Source organism: Phocaeicola abscessus CCUG 55929 (genome assembly GCF_000312445.1).
Lineage (GTDB): Bacteria > Bacteroidota > Bacteroidia > Bacteroidales > Bacteroidaceae > Phocaeicola > Phocaeicola abscessus.
Genome location: NZ_HE997184.1, coordinates 92887 through 113363 on the forward strand (window position 1 = coordinate 92887; position 20477 = coordinate 113363).

The following is a 20477-nucleotide window of genomic DNA, read 5'->3' on the forward strand; positions in this document are numbered from 1 at the left end:
GAAATTTTAACCGAATGGCGTGGGTTCGACCGAAAAGATCGTTAGGGCAGCATTTTTTAACGGATCTAAACATTGCTCAACAAATAGCGGATACCGTCGATGTGTGTCCTGATATCCCCGTTCTGGAAGTGGGGCCGGGCATGGGTACGCTCACCCGATTCCTGCTAAAGAAAGAACGGAAGGTAAAAGTAGTAGAACTGGACGCCGAATCCATCGTTTATTTACAGACGAACTTCCCGCAATTGAGAGGGCAGCTTATCGAAAGCGATTTCCTCAGGCTCGACTTACGCAAGGTTTTCGAAAACGAACCATTCGTCTTGACGGGGAATTATCCTTACAACATCTCCAGCCAAATATTTTTCAAGATGCTGGCATACAAAGATCTGATTCCCTGCTGTACGGGGATGATCCAAAAGGAAGTAGCCGAGCGGATGGCCGCCGGTCCCGGAAGTAAGACGTACGGCATATTAAGCGTGTTGATCCAGGCATGGTATCGAGTCGATTATCTCTTTACCGTCCATGAATACGTCTTCAATCCTCCGCCGAAGGTAAAAAGCGCCGTGGTTCGACTGACCAGAAACTCGACCATGGATTTAGGGTGCGACGAACAACTATTCAAACGGATCGTCAAGGCAACTTTCAACCAGCGTCGCAAGCAAATGCGTAACAGCATTCAAACGATCTTGCCCAGGAACCACCCGCTGAGTAACGATCCGATATTCAACCGACGTCCCGAACAACTCTCCGTACAGGAATTCGTCGAGTTGACCAACCGGATAAAACCGGTTTTGAACGAAACCCGCGAAGAGGAGCATCCAGAAACCATTAATCCCTCCAGCCTATGAAAGAAGAAGATTTAGAGCACATCAAAGCACTTATCGAGCAAAAAGACGCCGAACGACTCAAAGCGATATTGAACGAATGGCATCCTGCCGATATTGCGGAACTCTGCAACGAACTCAACGCAGAGGATGCCCGTTATATCTACTTGTTGCTCGATAACGAAAAGGCGGCCGACGTCCTCATCGAGATGGACGAGGACGCCCGAAACGATTTTCTGAACATCTTGCCTTCGGAGGTCATCGCCAAACGTTTTGTCGACAACATGGATACGGACGACGCCGTGGAAATCATCCGCAATATGGACGACGAAAAGCAGCAGGAAGTCTTGCAGCAAATCGACGACGTCGACCAGGCGGGAGACATCGTGGACCTGTTGAAATACGACGAAGATACTGCCGGCGGATTGATGGGGACGGAAATGGTTGTCGTAAACGAAAACTGGAGTATGCCGGAATGCCTGCGAGAAATGCGGCAGCAAGCAGAAGACATGGATGAGATTTACTACGTCTATGTGGTCGACGATGACCAACGTTTGCAAGGCGTATTTCCATTGAAGAAGATGATTACCAGCCCATCCGTCTCGAAGGTGAAACACGTGATGAAAAAAGATCCGGTCTCGGTGATGGAAGATACGCCTATCGACGAAGTAGCCCAACTGATCGAGAAATACGACTTGGTAGCCATCCCGGTAGTCGACAGCATTGGCCGCCTCGTAGGACGGATCACCGTCGACGATGTCATGGATGAGATTCGCGAACGGGGAAATCGCGACTACCAATTGGCCTCCGGTTTGTCGCAGGATGTGGAAACCGACGACAACGTCTTCCAACAAACGAAAGCGCGTCTGCCCTGGCTGATTATCGGCATGTTGGGAGGGATAGGCAACTCGATGATCTTAGGCAATTTCGACAGCACCTTCGCCGCCCATCCCGAGATGGCTCTGTATATCCCCTTGATCGGCGGTACCGGCGGTAACGTGGGCACGCAATCTTCCGCCATCGTCGTACAAGGTTTGGCCAACCACTCGCTTCATTCTGAGAACACGTTCAAACAGGTGGTGAAGGAATCGGTCGTCGCCTTGATCAACGCCACCATTATTTCCATGTTGGTGTACGTCTACAACTTCATCCGGTACGGAGCGCAGGAAACGGTTTCCTACTCCGTATCCCTCAGTTTATTCACAGTGGTTATGTTTGCCAGTATCTTCGGGACCTTAGTTCCGATGACTTTGGAGAAATTAAAAATAGATCCGGCAATAGCCACCGGCCCGTTTATCCAAATTACCAACGATATTATCGGAATGCTTTTATATATGGGTATTACCGTCGCTTTAGCCTAACCGCCGATCGACACGAAAACAAAAAATACTTCATTTTATTATGAAAAGATAATTTATTTCTTTTAATTTGTGTTTTGAATCTCAATAAGTCGGATAAAAATTAAAACCTATACAATGGAATCGAACGAAACAACTCACCCTTTAGCCGAAGTTCCAGCTGATAAAACGCCTGAAACCGAGACAAATACATCTTCTGCCAATGCTCAACCCGTGAAGGGCAACGCCGAGGAAGAAGCAGCTGCCGTTACGCTGCCGACGGAAGAGAATATTCAACTTGAGGAAACGACAACTTCTTCGGAAGACGAACTTGTCAACGAAAAAGAAAAAGAGGCTCTTCTCAAGTACGAACCCAAACAGACAAAAGAAGAAGTCATCGAGCGCCTGAAAGAAATCGACGCCAACGGAGGAAAAGCAGAAAGACAAGAAATCGATTACTTAAAGCAAACATTTTACAAGCTACAAAAGGCAGAAACCGACGCCGCCCGTAAAAGCTTTGAAGAACAAGGCGGTACCCCCGAAGCCTTCGCCATGCCGGAAGATGACTCCGAAAACCGATTCAAAACCTTACTGGGTGATATCAAAGAAAAACGAAACGCCCTTGCAGCGAAAGAAGAAAAAGAATTAGAAGAAAATCTACTGAAGAAACTTCATATCATCGAACGCTTGAAAACGATCTCCGAAAGTCAGGAAGATTCCAGCAAATCGTACAACGAATTCAAGAAACTGCAACAGGAATGGAACAGCATCAGACGAATCCCAGCCAATAAGGTGAACGAGCTGTGGCGCAACTACCAGCTCTACGCAGAGAAATTCTACGATCTGATCAAGCTGAACAACGAATTTCGCGAATACGACTTTAAAAAGAACCTTGAAATAAAAACCCACCTTTGCCAAGCTGCCGAACGACTGGCGGACGAACCGGATGTGGTATCCGCTTTCCATCAGCTGCAGAAGCTCCATCAAGAATTCCGCGAAACAGGCCCCATCGCGAAAGATTTGCGCGAAGCGATCTGGACGCGATTCAAAGCGGCATCGACCGCAGTAAATCGCCGCCATCAACAACATTTTGAAGAACTCAAGGAAAAAGAGCAAACAAACTTGGACGCCAAGATCGTGATCTGCGAAATCGCCGAAGGCATGGAATACGACAAATTCAAAAATTTCCGCGATTGGAGCGATAAGACGCAAGAAATATTGGCCCTGCAAGCCAAGTGGAAAACCATCGGCTACGCTCCGCGCAAAATAAACGTAAAAATCTTCGAACGCTTCCGCGCAGCCTGCGACGAATTCTTTAAACGGAAAGCCGAATTCTTCAGACAAATGAAGGAAGAGATGAACGCTAATTTAGAGAAAAAACGTGCATTGATCGAAAAAGCGGAAGCGTTGAAAGACAGTACCGAGTGGAAGAAAACCACCGAAGCCTTGACCGAACTGCAAAAAGAATGGAAGACGATAGGCCCGGTACCCAAAAAACATTCGGACGTCATCTGGAAAAGATTCATCGACACGTGCGATCGTTTCTTTGAAAAACGGAACAAAGCAACCTCTTCGCAATATACGGAAGAACAAAATAACCTAAAAGCCAAAAGAAACATTATCCAGCAATTAAACGAAATAGATGCCCGAGACGAGCTGAACGAAGGCGATGAAAACAACGTACGCGAGCTGATGAAAACATGGAACGAAACGGGACATGTCCCGTTCCGCGAAAAAGACAGGATCTATAAACAATACCATACGGTCATCGACAGCCTGTCCAATAAAATGAACATTTCGGCGAAACATTTTCCAAGCAGTCTGTACGCCGGCAGCAAAGGCACAGGAGGCAAAGAACGCGACAAGTTGTTACGGCTGTACGAAAACATGAAGAACGAAATCCAAACTTACGAGAATAATTTAGGGTTCTTCAACACCTCCTCCGAGAAAGGCAGCGGACTCTTGGACGAAATGAAAAGAAAAGTGGAAAAATTAAAAGCTGAAGCGGAAAAAATCCGTCAGAAGATCAGCAACCTGGATGAGGAAACCCCGAAAGAGGAACAGCTATAAGAAAACAGCGGATTTCAGAAAAAAACAGCATATTTTTTTGCCGGTTTATGTAAAAACCGTATATTTGCGGCGGCTTATCCGGAGGGCTTTCGGAAAGCCCGAGATTGGAGTATGGTGTAATGGTAACACTACAGATTCTGGTCCTGTCATTCCAGGTTCGAATCCTGGTACTCCAACGAAAACTTCACTTTCGCAGTGAAGTTTTTTTCGTCCGCTACTTATCCTTTGAAGTTCCGAACCTCTCCAACGACGTTGGACAACCTGAAATTTGACGTTCCGGATCCCGTCGTTTAGGTCCAAGATAGATCCGTTGAGGTTAGGCAACCTCTCCGTTGAGGTTCGGAACCTCATCGGAGAGGTTGAGTAACCTAAAATTTGACGTTCGGGACGTAGGCGGATAGGTTGTACAACCTATCCGGCGAGGTTTCGGACGTCAACGACGGGATAAAGAACCGCGCCGGCGAGGTTTCGGACGTCAACGACGGGATAAAGAACCGCGCCGGCGGGGTTCCGGACGTATCCAGATAGGTTAGGGAACGTATCCGGATAGGTAGGAGGACGTCATCGGATTTCTAAAAAATAAAAAAAAAATCGTTTTCCGTCACGATCTTTCGTAAAAACGAGAAAACTGCGTATCTTTGTCTCTCATTAATCAAAAACATTTATCCTTTTAGAATGAGTGAAACGGAAAAATTAATCAAATCAATCACTGACGGGATTCAAGAGAAAAAAGGCAAAGGAATTATTATCGCAGATCTGAATGAAATCGACGGAAGTATTGGCGAATACTTCGTGATTTGTCAAGGAAACTCGCCTGCACAAGTCAATGCATTGACAGAGTCTGTTTACGAGCAGGTTTTAAAACATACAGGCGATAAACCCACTTCGATCGACGGACTACGGAATGCCCAATGGGTAGGCATGGACTACAGCAATGTGCTGGTTCATATCTTCCTCCCTGAAATACGCGCTTTCTATGACTTGGAACACCTTTGGGCCGATGCGAAACTCACTCGTATCCCAGACCTGAATTGACCTAAAACAGCATAAAGATGCCAGTCAACAATATCAACAACAAACCCAAAATGAATATGCCGAAGTTCAATCTGAACTGGCTGTACATCATCATTGCCGTAAGTTTTTTCATCCTCTGGTTCGCAAACAACAATAGCGGTACCTCGAAGGAAGTAACTTATTCGGAGTTTAAAGAAATGGTTCAAAACGGATATGCCGACAAGATCGTTGCCTATAACGACAATAGCCTCGATATGTTCGTAAAGCCCGAATACGTCCAGAAAGTATTCAAAGAAGATTATAAACGGGTAGGGCGCAACCCGGCCGTGCATGTGGAAGTGGGCTCGATGAGCGCTTTGGACGAATTCATCACCCAAGCTCAGAAAGACGGCCAATTCGACGGTTCCGTCAAATACGAAAAGAAAAGCGGCTACTGGAACGTTATTTTGTGGAATACGGTTCCTCTGCTCTTGCTCGTACTCGTATGGATCTGGCTCATGCGGCGCATGAGCGGCGGTGCGGGAGGCACTGGAGGCGCGAATCCCTTCACCGTAGGCAAAAGCAAGGCGCAAGTCTACGAAAATGTCAATGAAAAAGATCGTGTCACTTTCAAGGACGTAGCCGGGCAGGCTGAAGCCAAACAAGAGGTGCAGGAGATCGTAGAATTCCTCAAAAGTCCGCAGAAATATACGGAATTGGGAGGCAAGATTCCCAAGGGAGCATTGCTGATCGGCCCCCCGGGAACCGGAAAGACCCTCTTGGCCAAGGCTGTGGCCGGCGAAGCCAACGTTCCCTTCTTCTCGATGTCCGGTTCCGACTTTGTGGAAATGTTCGTAGGCGTGGGAGCATCGCGCGTGCGCGATTTGTTTCGCCAAGCGAAAGAGAAAGCCCCCTGCATCATCTTCATCGACGAAATCGACGCCGTAGGCCGGGCCAGAGGACGAAATCCGAACATGGGAGGAAACGATGAACGGGAGAACACGCTGAACCAATTGCTGACCGAAATGGACGGATTCCAGTCGAATTCGGGCGTGATCATTTTAGCAGCAACCAACCGGGTCGACATGTTGGACAAAGCTTTACTCCGCGCCGGACGATTCGATCGCCAAATCCACGTCGATCTGCCGGATTTGAACGAACGCGTGCAAGTATTTAAAGTGCACATGCGCCCCTTAAAAATGGACCATACCGTAGACATCGACCTGTTAGCCCGTCAGACACCCGGATTCAGCGGCGCCGACATCGCCAACGTATGCAACGAAGCAGCCTTGATTGCGGCGCGTCACAGCAAGAGCGCTATCGGAAAACAGGATTTTTACGATGCGATCGACCGTATCGTAGGAGGCTTGGAAAAAAAGACGAAAATAATGACCGCAGACGAGAAGCGTTCCATCGCCATTCATGAAGCCGGTCATGCCACGCTCTCCTGGTTCCTCGAACATGCCAATCCGTTGATAAAAGTTACGATCGTTCCCAGAGGCAGAGCTTTGGGAGCCGCCTGGTACTTGCCCGAAGAACGGCAGATCACCACCAAAGAGCAAATGCTCGACGAAATGTGCGCCTTATTAGGCGGTCGCGCAGCGGAAGAATTGTTTATCGGACATATCTCAACCGGAGCGATGAACGATTTGGAAAGAGTTACGAAACAGGCCTACGGCATGATCGCTTATGCGGGAATGAGCGAGAAAATGCCGAATCTCTGCTATTACAGCAGCAACGAAGACTACTCTTTCCAGAAACCATACAGCAACAAAACGGCAGAGCTCATAGACGAAGAAGTGCAACGGATGATCAACAGCCAATACGCCCGGGCGAAACAAATCCTTTCCGAACACCAAGAAGGACATGACCGATTGGCGCAAGTCTTAATCGAACGGGAAGTCATCATGGCTGACGACGTAGAGAAAATCTTCGGAAAACGACCATGGGTATCCCGTACGGAAGAAATTCTATCGGAGGAAGAAAACGCCCCCAAGAAAGCCGTCGAAGCAAAGACGACCTTAGAAGACCAAGAGAAGCACACCCATGAGAAGTGATTTAGTACGACGGACGACGACCGGCATTCTTTTCGTGGCCGCGACGGTCGGCTGCATCATGGGCGGAGCCGTTTCGTTCGGTGCGCTGTTCTTCCTTATCACCTTGCTGTCGGTCTACGAATTCTGCCGACTGGTCAATCGATATGAGAAAGAGATCCGAACCAATACCGGCTTGTGTGTCATGGGAGGAGGGGTCTTGTTTCTCAGTTTCTTCTTGCATGAAATGACTCCGTACGTAAACGGCCTCTTGATCCCCTACCTGATTATTCTGATAGGAATCACCGTCTCCGAACTTTACGGGAAGAGAGCCAATCCCGTCGGCAATTGGGCGTACAGCGTTCTAAGTCAGATCTATGTAGCCCTCCCCTTTTCCCTACTCAACGTCTTGGCTTTCCGCACGGACGACGCTGGCGGTATGTCGACGTACTATCCCGTACTTCCTTTAGCGCTGTTCTTATTCATTTGGGCGAACGACACCGGCGCCTACACCATCGGCGTGACTTTCGGGAAACACCGACTGTTTGAACGAATCTCGCCCAAAAAGTCGTGGGAAGGCTCCCTCGGAGGAGCGATTTTTTGCCTCGTCGCCGCAGCCGTCATAGCTCATTTCTATCCGGCGCTGAGCATGGGCAAATGGATAGGATTTGCATTGACCGTCATCGTATTCGGAACATGGGGCGACCTCTGTGAATCACTGATGAAACGGCATTGGGGAATAAAAGACTCCGGCGCCATCCTTCCCGGACACGGAGGAATGCTCGATCGATTCGACAGTATGCTGCTTGCCGTGCCCGCCGTTTTACTCTATTTATGGGCAATTGCTTTTTAAACAGGCTATCATCTGCCGGGCAGCCCTTCGCGAAGCTCCCGGTTCACCGATAAGACAGATAATCCGATCGTATTCCTCCAACATCGTGCGCCGATATGTCGTGTCATAGAGTATGGACTTCAATTCCGAACGGATATTCGCTACGCGCATCTTATCGGCAACTAACTCCGCCACCACTTCTTTGCCAGCAATCAGATTTACCAATGAAATATAGGGGACTTTCAGGATATGCCGCCTCAGCCAAGCGATCACCTTTCCGACAGGCGTGTAATAACAAACCGCTTGCGGGACGCGAAACAGGCAGGTTTCCAATGTAGCCGTACCGGAAGTGACCAAAGCCGCCGCCGCCTGTTGAAGCAATCCGTAAGTCTGACAATGGACAAGCCGTAAAGAGGCAGCCCCCTCGGTGCAGTCCCGATAAAAACTTTCGTCGATACCGGGCGCCCCGGCCACGATCAGCTGGTAATCCTCCTCGAACGAAGAGGCCGCTTCGAGCATCAGGGGAAGATTGTCTCTTATTTCCTGTCTTCGGCTGCCCGGCAGCAAAGCGATGATCGGTTTATCCGAGAATCCGTTATGCATTATAAACGAATCGAAGGATTCGGCCCGGCATCGTTTGAATTCGTCGACCGCATCCACGCAAGGGTTCCCTACATAATGAATAGGGTACTGATGTTTATCATAGAAATCGACCTCAAAAGGCAAAATAGAGAAAAGTTCGTCCACGTCGCGCTTTATATACTTTATGCGATATTCTTTCCACGCCCATATCTTGGGAGAGATATAATAATAGACGGGAACGGACGAATGTTTCTTTAGATAAGCAGCGATTCTCAAGTTAAATCCGGGATAATCTACCAAGATCACGACATTCGGTCGCCAAGCGAGGATATCTCGCTCGCACAGATCCATATAGCGAAAAATGGTCGGCAGATGTGTCAGTACGGGGATAAAACCCATATAAGCCAATTCGTTATAATGCTTCACCTTCGTGCCTCCGACAGCCGACATCAAATCTCCTCCGAAGAAACGGAATTCAGCTTCCGTATCTTCCTCCTTCAATGCCCGCATCAAATTCGAGGCATGTAAATCGCCCGACGCTTCTCCTACTACCAAATAGTACTTCATTAAAGATGCCAGTCTTTTAACTCTTCCATAAAGTGATAAGCCGTCACATCGATAGAAGTAGGCGTAACGGCGACATAACCGTGATCCATCGCCCAATGATCCGTATTTTCCGCATCCGGTTCGAAGTTTATATATTCGCCCGTCACCCAGAAATAATGATCGCGATAAGGATGAACGCACGGCACGAACTCTTTAATCCAATCGCCGTCGGTCTGGCGACAGATTTTGACGCCCTTATAATAAGGAATATCCGGGAAATTTATATTTAAACAGATTCCCCTCGGCAAACCGTGTTGCAAGACCTTCTCCGTGATAGTTCTCACATACGGAAGCGTAGGGGTAAAATCGGCATCGAGGTGATGATTGCACAAGGAGTAAGCCACTGAGGGAATACCTTTCAAACACCCTTCCTTCACAACTCCCATCGTTCCCGAATAATGCACATTGACAGCCGAGTTATCACCGTGATTGATCCCGCCGATAACCAGATCCGGTACTCTCGGAGCTAAGACATACAGTCCTAACTTCGTACAATCAGTCGGCGTACCATTGCATTTGCAGACAGTCAAGTCCTCTTCCTGGCGAATCGTCTCGTAATGAATGGCGTTCTCGGTAGTAAAACACATCGAATAACCGGAACGGGGACTTTCCGGCGCCATCACCAGCATCTCGCCTATCCCCTTCAATGTACGAATCAATTCATTCAGCCCTTTGGCAGCAATCCCATCATCATTCGAAATCAGCAATAAGGGTTTCTCTCTATTCATATCCCACTTTATTTGCGGACAAAGATACGACAACATTCCGCATAAACGTAGGGAATAAAAGAAAATTAACTTAATGTTATTCAACGGGCGAGGAAAAAGTCCGTCCAATTCAATGGAATTATATATCTTTGCAGCCTAACGAGTTATTAACAAAACGGAAGAGTTATCAACAGTTCGGGTAATGTCTTGCCCGTTTTTAAGGTAGATTTAATGATTATTCATTATTTCGCGATGTATTAAAAACAGATCAGTATGGGAAAAGTTATTGCTTTAGCCAATCAGAAAGGAGGTGTGGGTAAAACAACCACTACCATCAACCTGGCTGCATCATTAGCCACATTGGAAAAGAAAGTATTGGTCGTCGATGCAGACCCTCAGGCGAATGCGTCTTCCGGTTTAGGCGTAAATATCAAGGAAGTAGAAACTTCCATTTACGAATGCCTTATCAATCACGTAGCTATTCACGAAGCGATCTATACCACAGACATCGACGGATTGGACATCGTTCCCTCGCATATCGACTTGGTGGGGGCAGAAATAGAAATGTTGAACTTGGATCACCGGGAAAAGATCATGAAAAAGGTCATCGCCCCGATGATTAAAGACTACGATTATATACTCATCGACTGTTCTCCCTCCTTGGGGTTGATCACAATCAATTCGTTGACTGCCGCGGATTCCGTCATAATCCCCGTTCAATGCGAATACTTCGCCTTGGAAGGCATCAGCAAATTACTGAATACGATCAAGATTATTAAATCGAAACTAAACCCGTCCTTGCAGATCGAAGGATTCCTCTTGACCATGTTCGATTCTCGATTGCGCTTGGCCAATCAAATATACGACGAAGTGAAACGACATTTTCAGGAATTGGTATTCAAAACCATCATCCAACGGAACGTAAAGCTGAGCGAAGCTCCGAGTCATGGCATCCCCGCGATATTGTACGATGCCGATTCTACCGGAGCGAGAAATTATCTGACTTTGGCAAAAGAACTCATAGAACGAAACAGGAGATAATATGGTAGTACAGAAGAAATTCGCTTTAGGACGCGGTTTGGACGCACTTATTTCTACCGACGAAGTAAAGACGTCGGGGTCTTCTTCCATCAATGAGATAGAATTAAGCAAAATATCCGTCAATCCGAACCAACCGCGACGGGAGTTCGACCCGGTGGGGCTCCAGGAATTGGCCGACTCGATCGTTGAAATCGGCATCATCCAGCCGATTACGTTACGGCAGTTGAATGAAAACTCATATCAGATTATCGCCGGTGAACGTCGCTACCGCGCTTCCATCCAGGCAGGATTGAAAACGATTCCAGCTTACATTCGGACCGCAGACGACGAAAACGTCATGGAAATGGCACTCATCGAGAACATTCAACGGGAAGATCTGAACTCGCTTGAGATTGCATTAGCCTACCAGCACCTACTGGAACAGTATGAACTCACTCAAGAACGACTGAGCGAACGCGTGGGAAAAAATCGTACGACCATAGCCAATTACTTGCGCTTACTAAAACTCCCCGCGCAAATTCAGGTCGCCTTGAAAAACCGGCTGATAGACATGGGACACGCGAGAGCATTACTGGCGTTGGATAATCCGAAACAACAAATCCGAATCTTCAAGGAAATACAGGAGCAAGGGTACTCCGTCCGGAAAGTCGAAGAGATTGTAAAAATGCTTTCTCAAGGTAGAAAAGAAAAACAGAACAATATGCTGAAAAAAACAAAGCTGACGGAAGAATATCTACTTTTGCAAAAACAGCTCTCTGGTTTCTTCGGCTCAAAAGTCAGATTGTCCTATAGTTCAAAAGGAAAAGGAAAGATCAGCATTCCGTTTGACAATGAGGAAGATTTGGAACGGATCGTCGAAATTTTCGATACCTTGAAAAAGAAATAAGACTTGGAAAGATATAATTCCATATTTCAACTTATAGCAATACTCTTTCTGACCCTATTCGGATTGGACAATACGAACATATATGCTCAAAACGCACGCATACGGCGCACGCAAACTCCTCAAAATGACACGCTCGCTATCCGACCGAACGCAGCCGACACGATGAAAATGGATGTGATCGCTCCCGATCATATGACCGATAGCATTACCCAGACCAAGCTGGCTACCACAGAAAAGCTCTCCGCTCCTGCAAATACCACCCTATTGAGCCGACAACGGGATTCTCTCTACAACAACGCGGCCTCCTCATCTCTGAAAAAACGCTTTATCCCCGATGCTAAAAAGGCAACCTGGACAGCGATAGTATTTCCCGGAGGAGGACAAATCTACAATCGCAAATACTGGAAATTGCCCATTTTCTACGGGGGCTTCGTAGGCTGCGCTTATGCTTTACATTGGTGCAATAATATGTATAAAGATTACAAACAAGCCTACATCGACATCATGGACGACGACCCCAATACCAGAAGCTATGAAAATTTTTTACCTCCTAATTACGACATCACCGGGCAGGAAGCACAATTTCAAGAACGTTTCAAGAAAAAGAAAGATATCTTTCGCCGGCAACGGGATTTGAGCATTTTCGCTTTCATCGGCGTTTACGTCCTATCCATCATCGATGCGTATGTGGACGCAGAATTATCCGACTTCGACATATCCCATGATTTAGGATTGAAGATAGAACCGACTTTAATCAATCACAGCTACGGCAATACCTCGCACAGCATCGGTTTGCAATGTAGCATTAAATTTTAGAGATTTACCATGAAACAACTTCTATTCGTACTGTTCGCCTTATCGGTCGCACGGAGCGTCCAAGCTCAAAACACCACCATTACAGTCCATTCTCAAACAACGGGAAAAGAAGAAATCATCGATATCCCGGAAAGTCTGCAAAAAGATCTGGATACCAAACTCTTGAATTGGCAACTGAAAAACTATGTGAATGCCGACGAAAGCTGTAAGACGACATCGACCAACCCGACGGTCGACGATTCTATCCTGATCGATCGCCTCTCCCGCATCCCGTCCGTCATCGAAATGCCGTTCAACGAAGCCGTCAGGAAATTCATCGACTTATACGCTATCTCGCTAAGAACGAAAGTATCCTATCTGTTGGCAGCCACCAACTTTTATATCCCGATGTTCGAAGAAGTTTTGGATCTGTACAACCTGCCTCTCGAGCTGAAATACCTTCCCATCATCGAATCGGCATTGAATCCGAACGCCATTTCCAGACAGGGAGCCGCAGGTTTGTGGCAATTCATGTTATCCACAGGCAAACTCTACGACTTAAAGACGAACAGTTTATTGGACGAACGACAAGATCCCATAAAATCGACTTGGGCCGCAGCGCGTTACCTGAAAGACCTCTATGATATCTACCAAGATTGGAATCTGGTTTTAGCCGCATATAATGCCGGGCCCGGAACCATCAACAAAGCCATCAAACGTTCGGGAGGAGCGACCGATTATTGGGAACTCTATCCGTACCTCCCCAAAGAGACCAGGGGCTATGTGCCGGCCTTCATTGCCGCGAACTACATCATGACTTATTACTGCGAACACGGTATCTGTCCGATGGAAGCGGAATTGCCTACCTCCACCGATACCATCATGGTCGACAGAGACATTCACTTACGCCAAATCGCGGAAATCTGCCATATCGACATCGACGAACTCAGAGGCCTGAACCCGCAATATCGCCGAGACATTATTCCGGGCAAGAGCGAATGGTGCGCATTGCGACTGCCTAACACCTTCACCAGCTGCTTCATAGAAAAACAAGACAGCATCGCGGCCTATCAAGCAGACAAATATTTAAGCAAACGACAAACCGTCGCCGTTCAGGAACAAAGCAAAAGAGGAAGGAACAAAGATAGATCTGCTTCCAACCCGGATGCCCAATATTATAAAGTCCGCAAAGGTGACACCCTGGGCGGGATTGCCGATAAATACCGTACTACCGTCGCACAATTGCGCAAGCTGAACGGCATCAAAGGGAACAACATCGTCGCAGGCAAGTCTATCAGAGTAAAATAATTCTTAAAAGAATAAGGAGGGAAAGCGCTTGCACCCACCCGTTTTTTCTTTACTTTTGCAACGATCATTAGAGAATAAGGAAATGCCCTCGGAAGCGAAAATACAGGAACAGCTGGAAGACAAGATGATAAACGACGCCTTCCAAGAACTGTTAAATGCCTATCTGGCTACCAAGCATCGGAAAAGAACAGAAATCATTACAAAAGCGTTCAGCTTCGCCAAGCAAGCCCACAAAGGCGTACGCCGTCGCTCGGGTGAACCGTATATCATGCATCCTATCGCCGTGGCCAAAATCGTGTGTACAGAAATAGGCTTAGGCTCGACTTCCATCTGTTCGGCCCTACTCCACGATGTGGTCGAAGATACAGATTATACGGTAGAAGATATCGAAAACCTCTTCGGCCCCAAGATCGCACAGATTGTCGACGGATTGACAAAAATTTCCGGAGGCATCTTCGGAGACCGCGTCTCCGCCCAAACTGAGAACTTCAAGAAATTACTGCTCACCATGAGCGACGATATTCGGGTCATTCTCATCAAGATGGCCGACCGTCTGCACAACATGCGTACCTTGGGCTCCATGCTCCCGAGCAAGCAATATAAAATTGCGGGAGAAACGCTCTACATCTATGCACCGCTCGCAAACCGCTTAGGCCTCAACAAAATAAAAACGGAACTGGAAGACTTGAGCTTCAGGTATGAGCATCCCGAAACATACAAGGAAATTCAGCATAAACTGAAAGAAACCCAAGCCGAACGCGAGAAACTGTTCGACAACTTTACCGCTCCCATCAGGGAACAATTGGATAAAATAGGTATCAAATACCGCATCGTCGCCCGCATCAAAACTCCCTACTCCATCTGGAACAAGATGCAGACCAAACATGTCAGCTTTGAAGAAATTTACGATATCTTAGCCGTCCGCATCATCTTCACGCCCAAGGATATCGAAGAGGAGATCAACGAATGTTTCAATATCTACGTCAATATTACCAAAATATACAAGCCGCACCCCGACAGGTTACGCGACTGGGTAAGTCATCCCAAATCGAACGGATATCAGGCTTTACATGTCACCCTGATGAGCAATAAGGGGCAATGGATAGAAGTCCAGATTCGCAGCGAAAGGATGAACGACGTAGCCGAACAAGGATTCGCCGCACACTGGAAATACAAGGAAGGCGGCTATACAGAAGATCAGGGAGAATTAGACAAATGGCTGCATACCATTAAAGAAATCTTGGACGATCCGCAACCTGACGCCATGGACTTTTTAGATACCATCAAGCTCAATCTGTTCGCTTCGGAAATTTTCGTATTCACTCCTAAAGGCGAACTGAAAACCATGCCACAGAATTGTACGGCCTTAGATTTCGCTTTTTCCATCCATACCTTTTTAGGAAGTCACTGTATTGGGGCCAAGGTAAACCACAAGCTGGTACCCATGAGCTATAAACTCAAGAGCGGCGACCAAGTGGAGATTCTTACCTCCAATTCGCAGCACGTGCAACCCTCGTGGATCAACTTCGCCACCACAGCCAAAGCCAAGTCGAAGATACTGGCGATCCTGCGAAGAGAACAAAGAAGCGCGCAACAAGACGGCGAAGAGATGCTTCAGGAATTCTTCGACGAAACCGAAATAGAAAACACCTCAACCAACATTAAGAAGTTGTGCGATTTCCATCGATTGGATACGCCGGAAGAACTTTTTGCCGCCATTGGCAGAAAAGACATTGTACTTGGCGAGAACGACAAAAATGAATTAAAAGAAAAATCGTCGGGGAAGAACTGGAAAAAATACATCACTTTCGCCTTCGGCAACAAATCGAATAAGAATGGGAAAAAAGTTGAAGAGGAGAAAGCAGAAGCAACCGTCTCCAAGATCGACAACAAGCAAATCATCACGCTCACCGAAGACGACGATATCCAGAAGAATTATATCATCGCAAACTGTTGCAAACCGATTCCCGGCGACGATGTACTCGGTTTTATCGACGATAAGAATCACATCGTTATCCATAAGCGGCAATGCCCCGTGGCGACCAAGCTGAAAAGCGGCTACGGCAACCGGCTCTTGGCGGTAAATTGGGAACCCGGAAAGTCGGTCTATTTCTCGGTATTCCTATACATCAAAGGAATCGATCGGATCGGTGTGCTCAACAGAGTCACCCAACTCATTTCCGATCGGTTGAACGTAAACATCCATCGGCTGACCATCCACACGAACGACGGAATTTTCGAAGGACGCATCGAATTGTTCGTCCACGATGTCAACGATGTAAAAATCATCCTATCTACGCTAAAAAAGATTGCGGAAATAAAGACCGTCACCCGCATCGATCAGTTCGATGCCGTTCCGACCTGATCAGGTGAGATAGTCCAACTCTCTTCTCATCGATTCCAGCTCCACCTTTATATTTTTCAATCGGTCGACGATTTCGGCTGTCCGGGCGGTAGCCTCCCTATTCGTTTTCAACCGTTTGCGAGCGCCTTCGAGAGTCATGCCGCATTCTTTCACCAAGTGATAAATCAAGCGGATGTTTTCTATATCTTCCCTTCGGTACTGCCGAACATTCCCTCCGGCTTTTTTAGGCGATATCATCGTCGGGAATTCCTTTTCCCAGTACCGCAACAGCGACTCGTTCACTTTCAACATATCGGCGACCTCGCCGATAGCGTAATATCTCTTCAAATCCTTATCAAGATTCAATACCATATGACCTCTTTCCTTAATCGAACACCTTTCCGTGATTCGCCGCTATTTGAATCATCTTATCGTAATCGTCTGCATTCAAATCCATGAAATAGTAATTGACGGGATTCACGATTTTACCTTTCGCACGCACTTCATAATGCAGATGAGGTCCCGTACTTTTCCCCGTATTCCCCACCTGCCCGATGATCTGTCCGCGCAATACCTGCTGTCCAACCCGCACTTTGATTGCGCTCAGATGAGCGTACCACGTCACGTATCCAAATCCGTGATCGATCTGCACTAAATTGCCGTATCCGCTCTTTCTCCCGGCGCCTATCACGTGTCCGTTCCCCGTAGCATATACCGGCGTGCCGATATGAGCGGAGAAGTCCATCCCGGCATGGAACTTTTGCGTTTGATAGACAGGATCTATCCGCATTCCGTAGCCGGAGGCCGTCATCTTCAAGTCCTTATTCGATACGGGCTGAATAGCGGGGATGCACTTCAACATCTCGTCGTGGTTCTTACACAATTCCATCACTTCGTCGAACGACTTGGATTGAATATACAGTTGGCGGTTAAGCATATCCATCTTCATGGTGGTATGGATCACCAGTTCCGAATTCGCCATATCCAACAGCTGTTCATACCTGTTGGTCCCCCCATAACCGGCTCGGCGAACGGCTTCCGACACCGGTTCAGCCATCAACATCATCCGGTACAGGTTATCATCTCGTTGCTGAACATCCTGCATGATCTCCAACGATTCGTCCAAGCGATGCGACAAGACATGATACTGCGCCAACAGTCTCGCATTTTCTATTCGAAGTTCTTTCTCTGACGGAGAGCCGAAAATGAGCAACAACAATAAAAAGAAACCGGCCCCCAACCCCATGCCTACGAATAATCGGCGGGCATAACTCAGCGCCCGCTGCCGAATAGTAGGATAAATGCGATCGAAAGTCCGTGTTTGCGGATTATATATGTAATAGACCTTTCGCATCAGCGTTCATTTTTGTCGTTAACCAGTGTGTACTCGAAGAATTTCATCAATCTTAACGACAAAAATAATAAAACCGATTATCTTTGCAAAATCATTTTTCGGAATATTAACTACAGACAGATAGCGAAATGATGACAGCTAACGAAATCAGAGAATCATTTAAAAATTTTTATCGTTCCAAGGGACATCAGATCGTTCCTTCGGCCCCAATGGTCGTAAAGGACGACCCGACCCTAATGTTTACGAACGCCGGCATGAACCAGTGGAAAGATATTATTCTGGGCAATCACCCCGCCAAGTATAAAAGAGTGGCGGACTCGCAAAAATGCTTGCGCGTGAGCGGCAAACACAACGACTTGGAAGAAGTGGGTCACGATACGTACCACCATACCATGTTCGAGATGTTAGGAAACTGGAGCTTCGGTGACTATTTTAAAGAAGGTGCGATCGACTTCGCCTGGGAATATTTGGTGGAGGTGTTGCACGTAGATCCGAACGATCTCTACGTTACCGTTTTCGAAGGCTCCCCCTCCGAAAATATTCCACGCGATGAGGAGGCGGCACGCTATTGGAGCAAGCACCTTCCCGCCGATCACATCATCGATGGGAACAAACACGATAATTTCTGGGAGATGGGAGACACGGGCCCCTGCGGACCGTGTTCCGAAATCCATGTCGACTCTCGCACACCGGCAGAAAAGGCACAGGTCCCCGGCCGGGAAAAGGTGAACAAAGATGATCCGCAAGTCATCGAGATATGGAACATTGTGTTCATGCAATTCAACCGGAAGGCCGACGGATCGCTCGAACCGCTTCCGATGCATGTCATCGATACGGGGATGGGCTTCGAACGCTTGGTTCGCATGCTGCAAGGCAAACATTCCAACTATGATACCGACCTTTTTCAGCCGATGCTCAGGGCGATCGGAGCACTGTCGGGGAAAAGATACGGCGACGGCGAAAAAACGGATATCGCCATGCGGGTCGTGGCCGACCACATCCGCACCATCGCTTTCTCCATCGCCGACGGGCAGTTGCCGGGGAATGCCAAGGCTGGCTACGTCATTCGTCGCATTTTGCGCCGCGCCGTCCGCTATGCCTATACATTCCTCAACCAGAAGCAGGCATTTCTGTATAAGCTCGTCCCCGTCCTAATCGCAGACATGGGGGGAGCATATCCGGAGTTGAAAAAGCAGGAACGGCTGATAGAGAAAGTCATCGAAGAAGAGGAAGAAGCCTTCCTCCGCACCTTGGACACCGGCATCCGCCTGTTGGAAAAGATGATGACCGAAACCCGAGCCGTCGGCAAACGGGAAATCAGCGGTACAGACGCTTTTACGCTGTACGATACTTTCGGTTTCCCCTTAGACCTAACGGAACTCATCCTTCGGGAAAATGGCATGACAGTCGACGAAAGTGCATTCGATGCGGAAATGCAAAAACAGAAACAGCGCGCTCGCCATGCCGCCACCATCGAAACGGGCGACTGGGTAATTGTGCGGGAGGGGGAAACGAATTTCGTCGGTTACGACACCACCGAATGCGAGACGAGCATCCTCCGGTACCGTGAAGTAGTGCAAAAGAAACAAACCTTCTACCAAATTGTCCTGAAAGAGACGCCTTTCTATGCGGAAAGCGGCGGACAAGTGGGCGATACAGGCGTGTTGAAAAACGCCGACGAAACGATCGAAATCATCGATACAAAAAAAGAAAACGACTTGCCCATTCACCTCACCCAAAAACTGCCCGCACACATAGCGGCGACGTTCGTCGCCTGCGTGGACGAAAAGAAACGGGCGGCCTGTGCGGCGAACCATTCCTGTACGCACCTGTTCGACTTTGCCCTGCGCAGTGTATTGGGCAACCATGTGGAGCAGAAGGGCTCATTAGTAACATCGGAAGGACTGCGTTTCGACTTCTCCCATTTCCAAAAGGTAACCGATGAACAACTGCGCGAAGTCGAACACATCGTCAATGCCCTAATCCGGGACGACATCCCACTGGAGGAGCATCGCCACATGCCCATCGACGAGGCGAAGCGACTGGGAGCGATCGCCCTCTTCGGGGAAAAATACGGCGATGAGGTCCGGGTGGTTAAATTTGGGCCCTCCGTCGAATTCTGCGGTGGCACGCACGTCACGGCCACAGGGAAAATAGGAATGGCGCGTATCGCCAGCGAAAGTTCCGTCGCTGCGGGAGTCCGCCGAATCGAAGCCATCACGGGCGAAAAGGTAGAAGAATGGATGAATACGATACAGGACGTGCTGAACGGCGTGAGAACCTTGTTCAACCATGCACCGGATCTGCAAAGCGCCATCAAAAAACACATTGAAGAGAACGCCGAACTGAAAAAGCAAGTGGAAGACTTCCTCAAAGAAAAGACGGCGCTCGTCAAGGCCAAACTCCTGGCCAATGCTGTCGAGAAAAACGGAGTAAAAGTAATCAGCACCATTTTGCCCGTCCCGCCTGCCGTGGCCAAGGACATCGCTTTCCAGCTAAAAGGTGAAATCGCCTCCGATCTATTCGTCGTGATCGGCAGTATCGAAAATGAACGTCCCACACTGACGGTCATGATCAGCGAGGACTTGGTAAAGGGCGGATTGGACGCTGGTCGATTGGTTCGAGAGGCTGCTACGCTAATACAAGGTGGCGGAGGCGGGCAGCCGCACTTCGCCACGGCCGGCGGCAAGCTGGCGGACGGTTTAAGCATGGCCATCGACAAAGTGCTGGCATTAGCGAATCTGTAAACTGTTGAAACGCCTTTGCCA

At 48.0% G+C, this 20477-nt stretch carries 16 protein-coding genes and 1 tRNA gene; 13 read left to right on the forward strand and 4 right to left on the reverse strand.

Annotated elements, in window-relative coordinates:
* Positions 1-14 precede the first annotated feature (14 nt).
* The 7 genes from rsmA (at position 15) to BN102_RS06880 (ending at position 8107) form a co-directional block, all read left to right on the forward strand.
* Positions 15-845, forward strand: coding sequence for a 16S rRNA (adenine(1518)-N(6)/adenine(1519)-N(6))-dimethyltransferase RsmA (rsmA, locus tag BN102_RS06850; protein WP_019208379.1), 831 nt, complete (start codon positions 15-17; stop codon positions 843-845).
* Positions 842-2182: a magnesium transporter gene (mgtE, locus tag BN102_RS06855; protein WP_019208380.1), complete on the forward strand. Its 1341-nt coding sequence runs from the start codon at positions 842-844 to the stop codon at positions 2180-2182. Before rsmA ends, mgtE begins: the two co-directional genes overlap by 4 nt.
* A gap of 114 nt (positions 2183-2296) precedes the next feature.
* A complete protein-coding gene (locus BN102_RS06860) occupies positions 2297-4228 on the forward strand; it encodes a DUF349 domain-containing protein (RefSeq protein WP_019208381.1) in 1932 nt (643 codons plus the stop codon).
* 105 nt (positions 4229-4333) lie between these two features.
* Positions 4334-4404 (forward strand) — tRNA-Gln (locus tag BN102_RS06865).
* A 499-nt stretch (positions 4405-4903) separates the two neighbouring features.
* Positions 4904-5263 (forward strand): ribosome silencing factor, encoded by a 360-nt coding sequence (gene rsfS / locus BN102_RS06870; protein ID WP_019208383.1) that lies wholly within the window; start codon positions 4904-4906, stop codon positions 5261-5263.
* A gap of 17 nt (positions 5264-5280) precedes the next feature.
* Positions 5281-7278, forward strand: a complete 1998-nt coding sequence (gene ftsH, locus BN102_RS06875; protein ID WP_019208384.1) for an ATP-dependent zinc metalloprotease FtsH — start codon at positions 5281-5283, stop codon at positions 7276-7278.
* Positions 7268-8107 (forward strand): phosphatidate cytidylyltransferase, encoded by an 840-nt coding sequence (locus tag BN102_RS06880; RefSeq protein ID WP_021311256.1) that lies wholly within the window; start codon positions 7268-7270, stop codon positions 8105-8107. Before ftsH ends, BN102_RS06880 begins: the two co-directional genes overlap by 11 nt.
* On the opposite strand, the gene lpxB is transcribed toward BN102_RS06880, so the two are convergent.
* Together lpxB and surE are read right to left on the reverse strand one after the other, a co-directional pair.
* Positions 8087-9235, reverse strand: coding sequence for a lipid-A-disaccharide synthase (lpxB, locus tag BN102_RS06885; RefSeq protein ID WP_019208386.1), 1149 nt, complete (start codon positions 9233-9235; stop codon positions 8087-8089). The genes BN102_RS06880 and lpxB overlap by 21 nt on opposite strands.
* Positions 9235-10002, reverse strand: a complete 768-nt coding sequence (gene surE, locus BN102_RS06890; RefSeq protein ID WP_019208387.1) for a 5'/3'-nucleotidase SurE — start codon at positions 10000-10002, stop codon at positions 9235-9237. The genes lpxB and surE overlap by 1 nt, the downstream gene beginning before the upstream one ends.
* Before the next feature lie 252 nt (positions 10003-10254).
* Here surE and BN102_RS06895 point away from each other — a divergent pair, with 252 nt between their 5' ends.
* From BN102_RS06895 to BN102_RS06915, 5 genes are all read left to right on the forward strand, one after another.
* A complete protein-coding gene (locus BN102_RS06895) occupies positions 10255-11022 on the forward strand; it encodes a ParA family protein (protein ID WP_019208388.1) in 768 nt (255 codons plus the stop codon).
* Position 11023: 1 nt separating this feature from the next.
* Positions 11024-11908 carry a ParB/RepB/Spo0J family partition protein gene (locus BN102_RS06900; RefSeq protein WP_019208389.1) on the forward strand — a complete coding sequence of 295 codons (885 nt, stop codon included), beginning with the start codon at positions 11024-11026 and terminating at the stop codon, positions 11906-11908.
* A gap of 3 nt (positions 11909-11911) precedes the next feature.
* Entirely contained in the window at positions 11912-12724 is an 813-nt protein-coding gene (locus tag BN102_RS06905; RefSeq protein ID WP_019208390.1) for a DUF5683 domain-containing protein, read from the forward strand.
* A gap of 9 nt (positions 12725-12733) precedes the next feature.
* On the forward strand, positions 12734-14011 hold the full coding sequence (locus BN102_RS06910; protein WP_019208391.1) for a lytic transglycosylase domain-containing protein: 1278 nt from the start codon (positions 12734-12736) through the stop codon (positions 14009-14011).
* Between the two features lie 82 nt (positions 14012-14093).
* The gene (locus BN102_RS06915) at positions 14094-16376 is read left to right on the forward strand and encodes a RelA/SpoT family protein (protein ID WP_019208392.1); all 2283 of its coding nucleotides are present in this window, start codon (positions 14094-14096) and stop codon (positions 16374-16376) included.
* On the opposite strand, the gene BN102_RS06920 is transcribed toward BN102_RS06915, so the two are convergent.
* Positions 16377-16727, reverse strand: a complete 351-nt coding sequence (locus BN102_RS06920) for a MerR family transcriptional regulator (RefSeq protein ID WP_019208393.1) — start codon at positions 16725-16727, stop codon at positions 16377-16379.
* A 13-nt stretch (positions 16728-16740) separates the two neighbouring features.
* Complete coding sequence (locus tag BN102_RS06925) at positions 16741-17709, reverse strand: M23 family metallopeptidase (RefSeq protein ID WP_019208394.1); 969 nt, start codon at positions 17707-17709, stop codon at positions 16741-16743.
* 128 nt (positions 17710-17837) lie between these two features.
* On the opposite strand from BN102_RS06925, the gene alaS reads away from it, so the two are divergent.
* Positions 17838-20456 carry an alanine--tRNA ligase gene (gene alaS, locus BN102_RS06930; protein WP_019208396.1) on the forward strand — a complete coding sequence of 873 codons (2619 nt, stop codon included), beginning with the start codon at positions 17838-17840 and terminating at the stop codon, positions 20454-20456.
* Positions 20457-20477 lie beyond the last annotated feature (21 nt).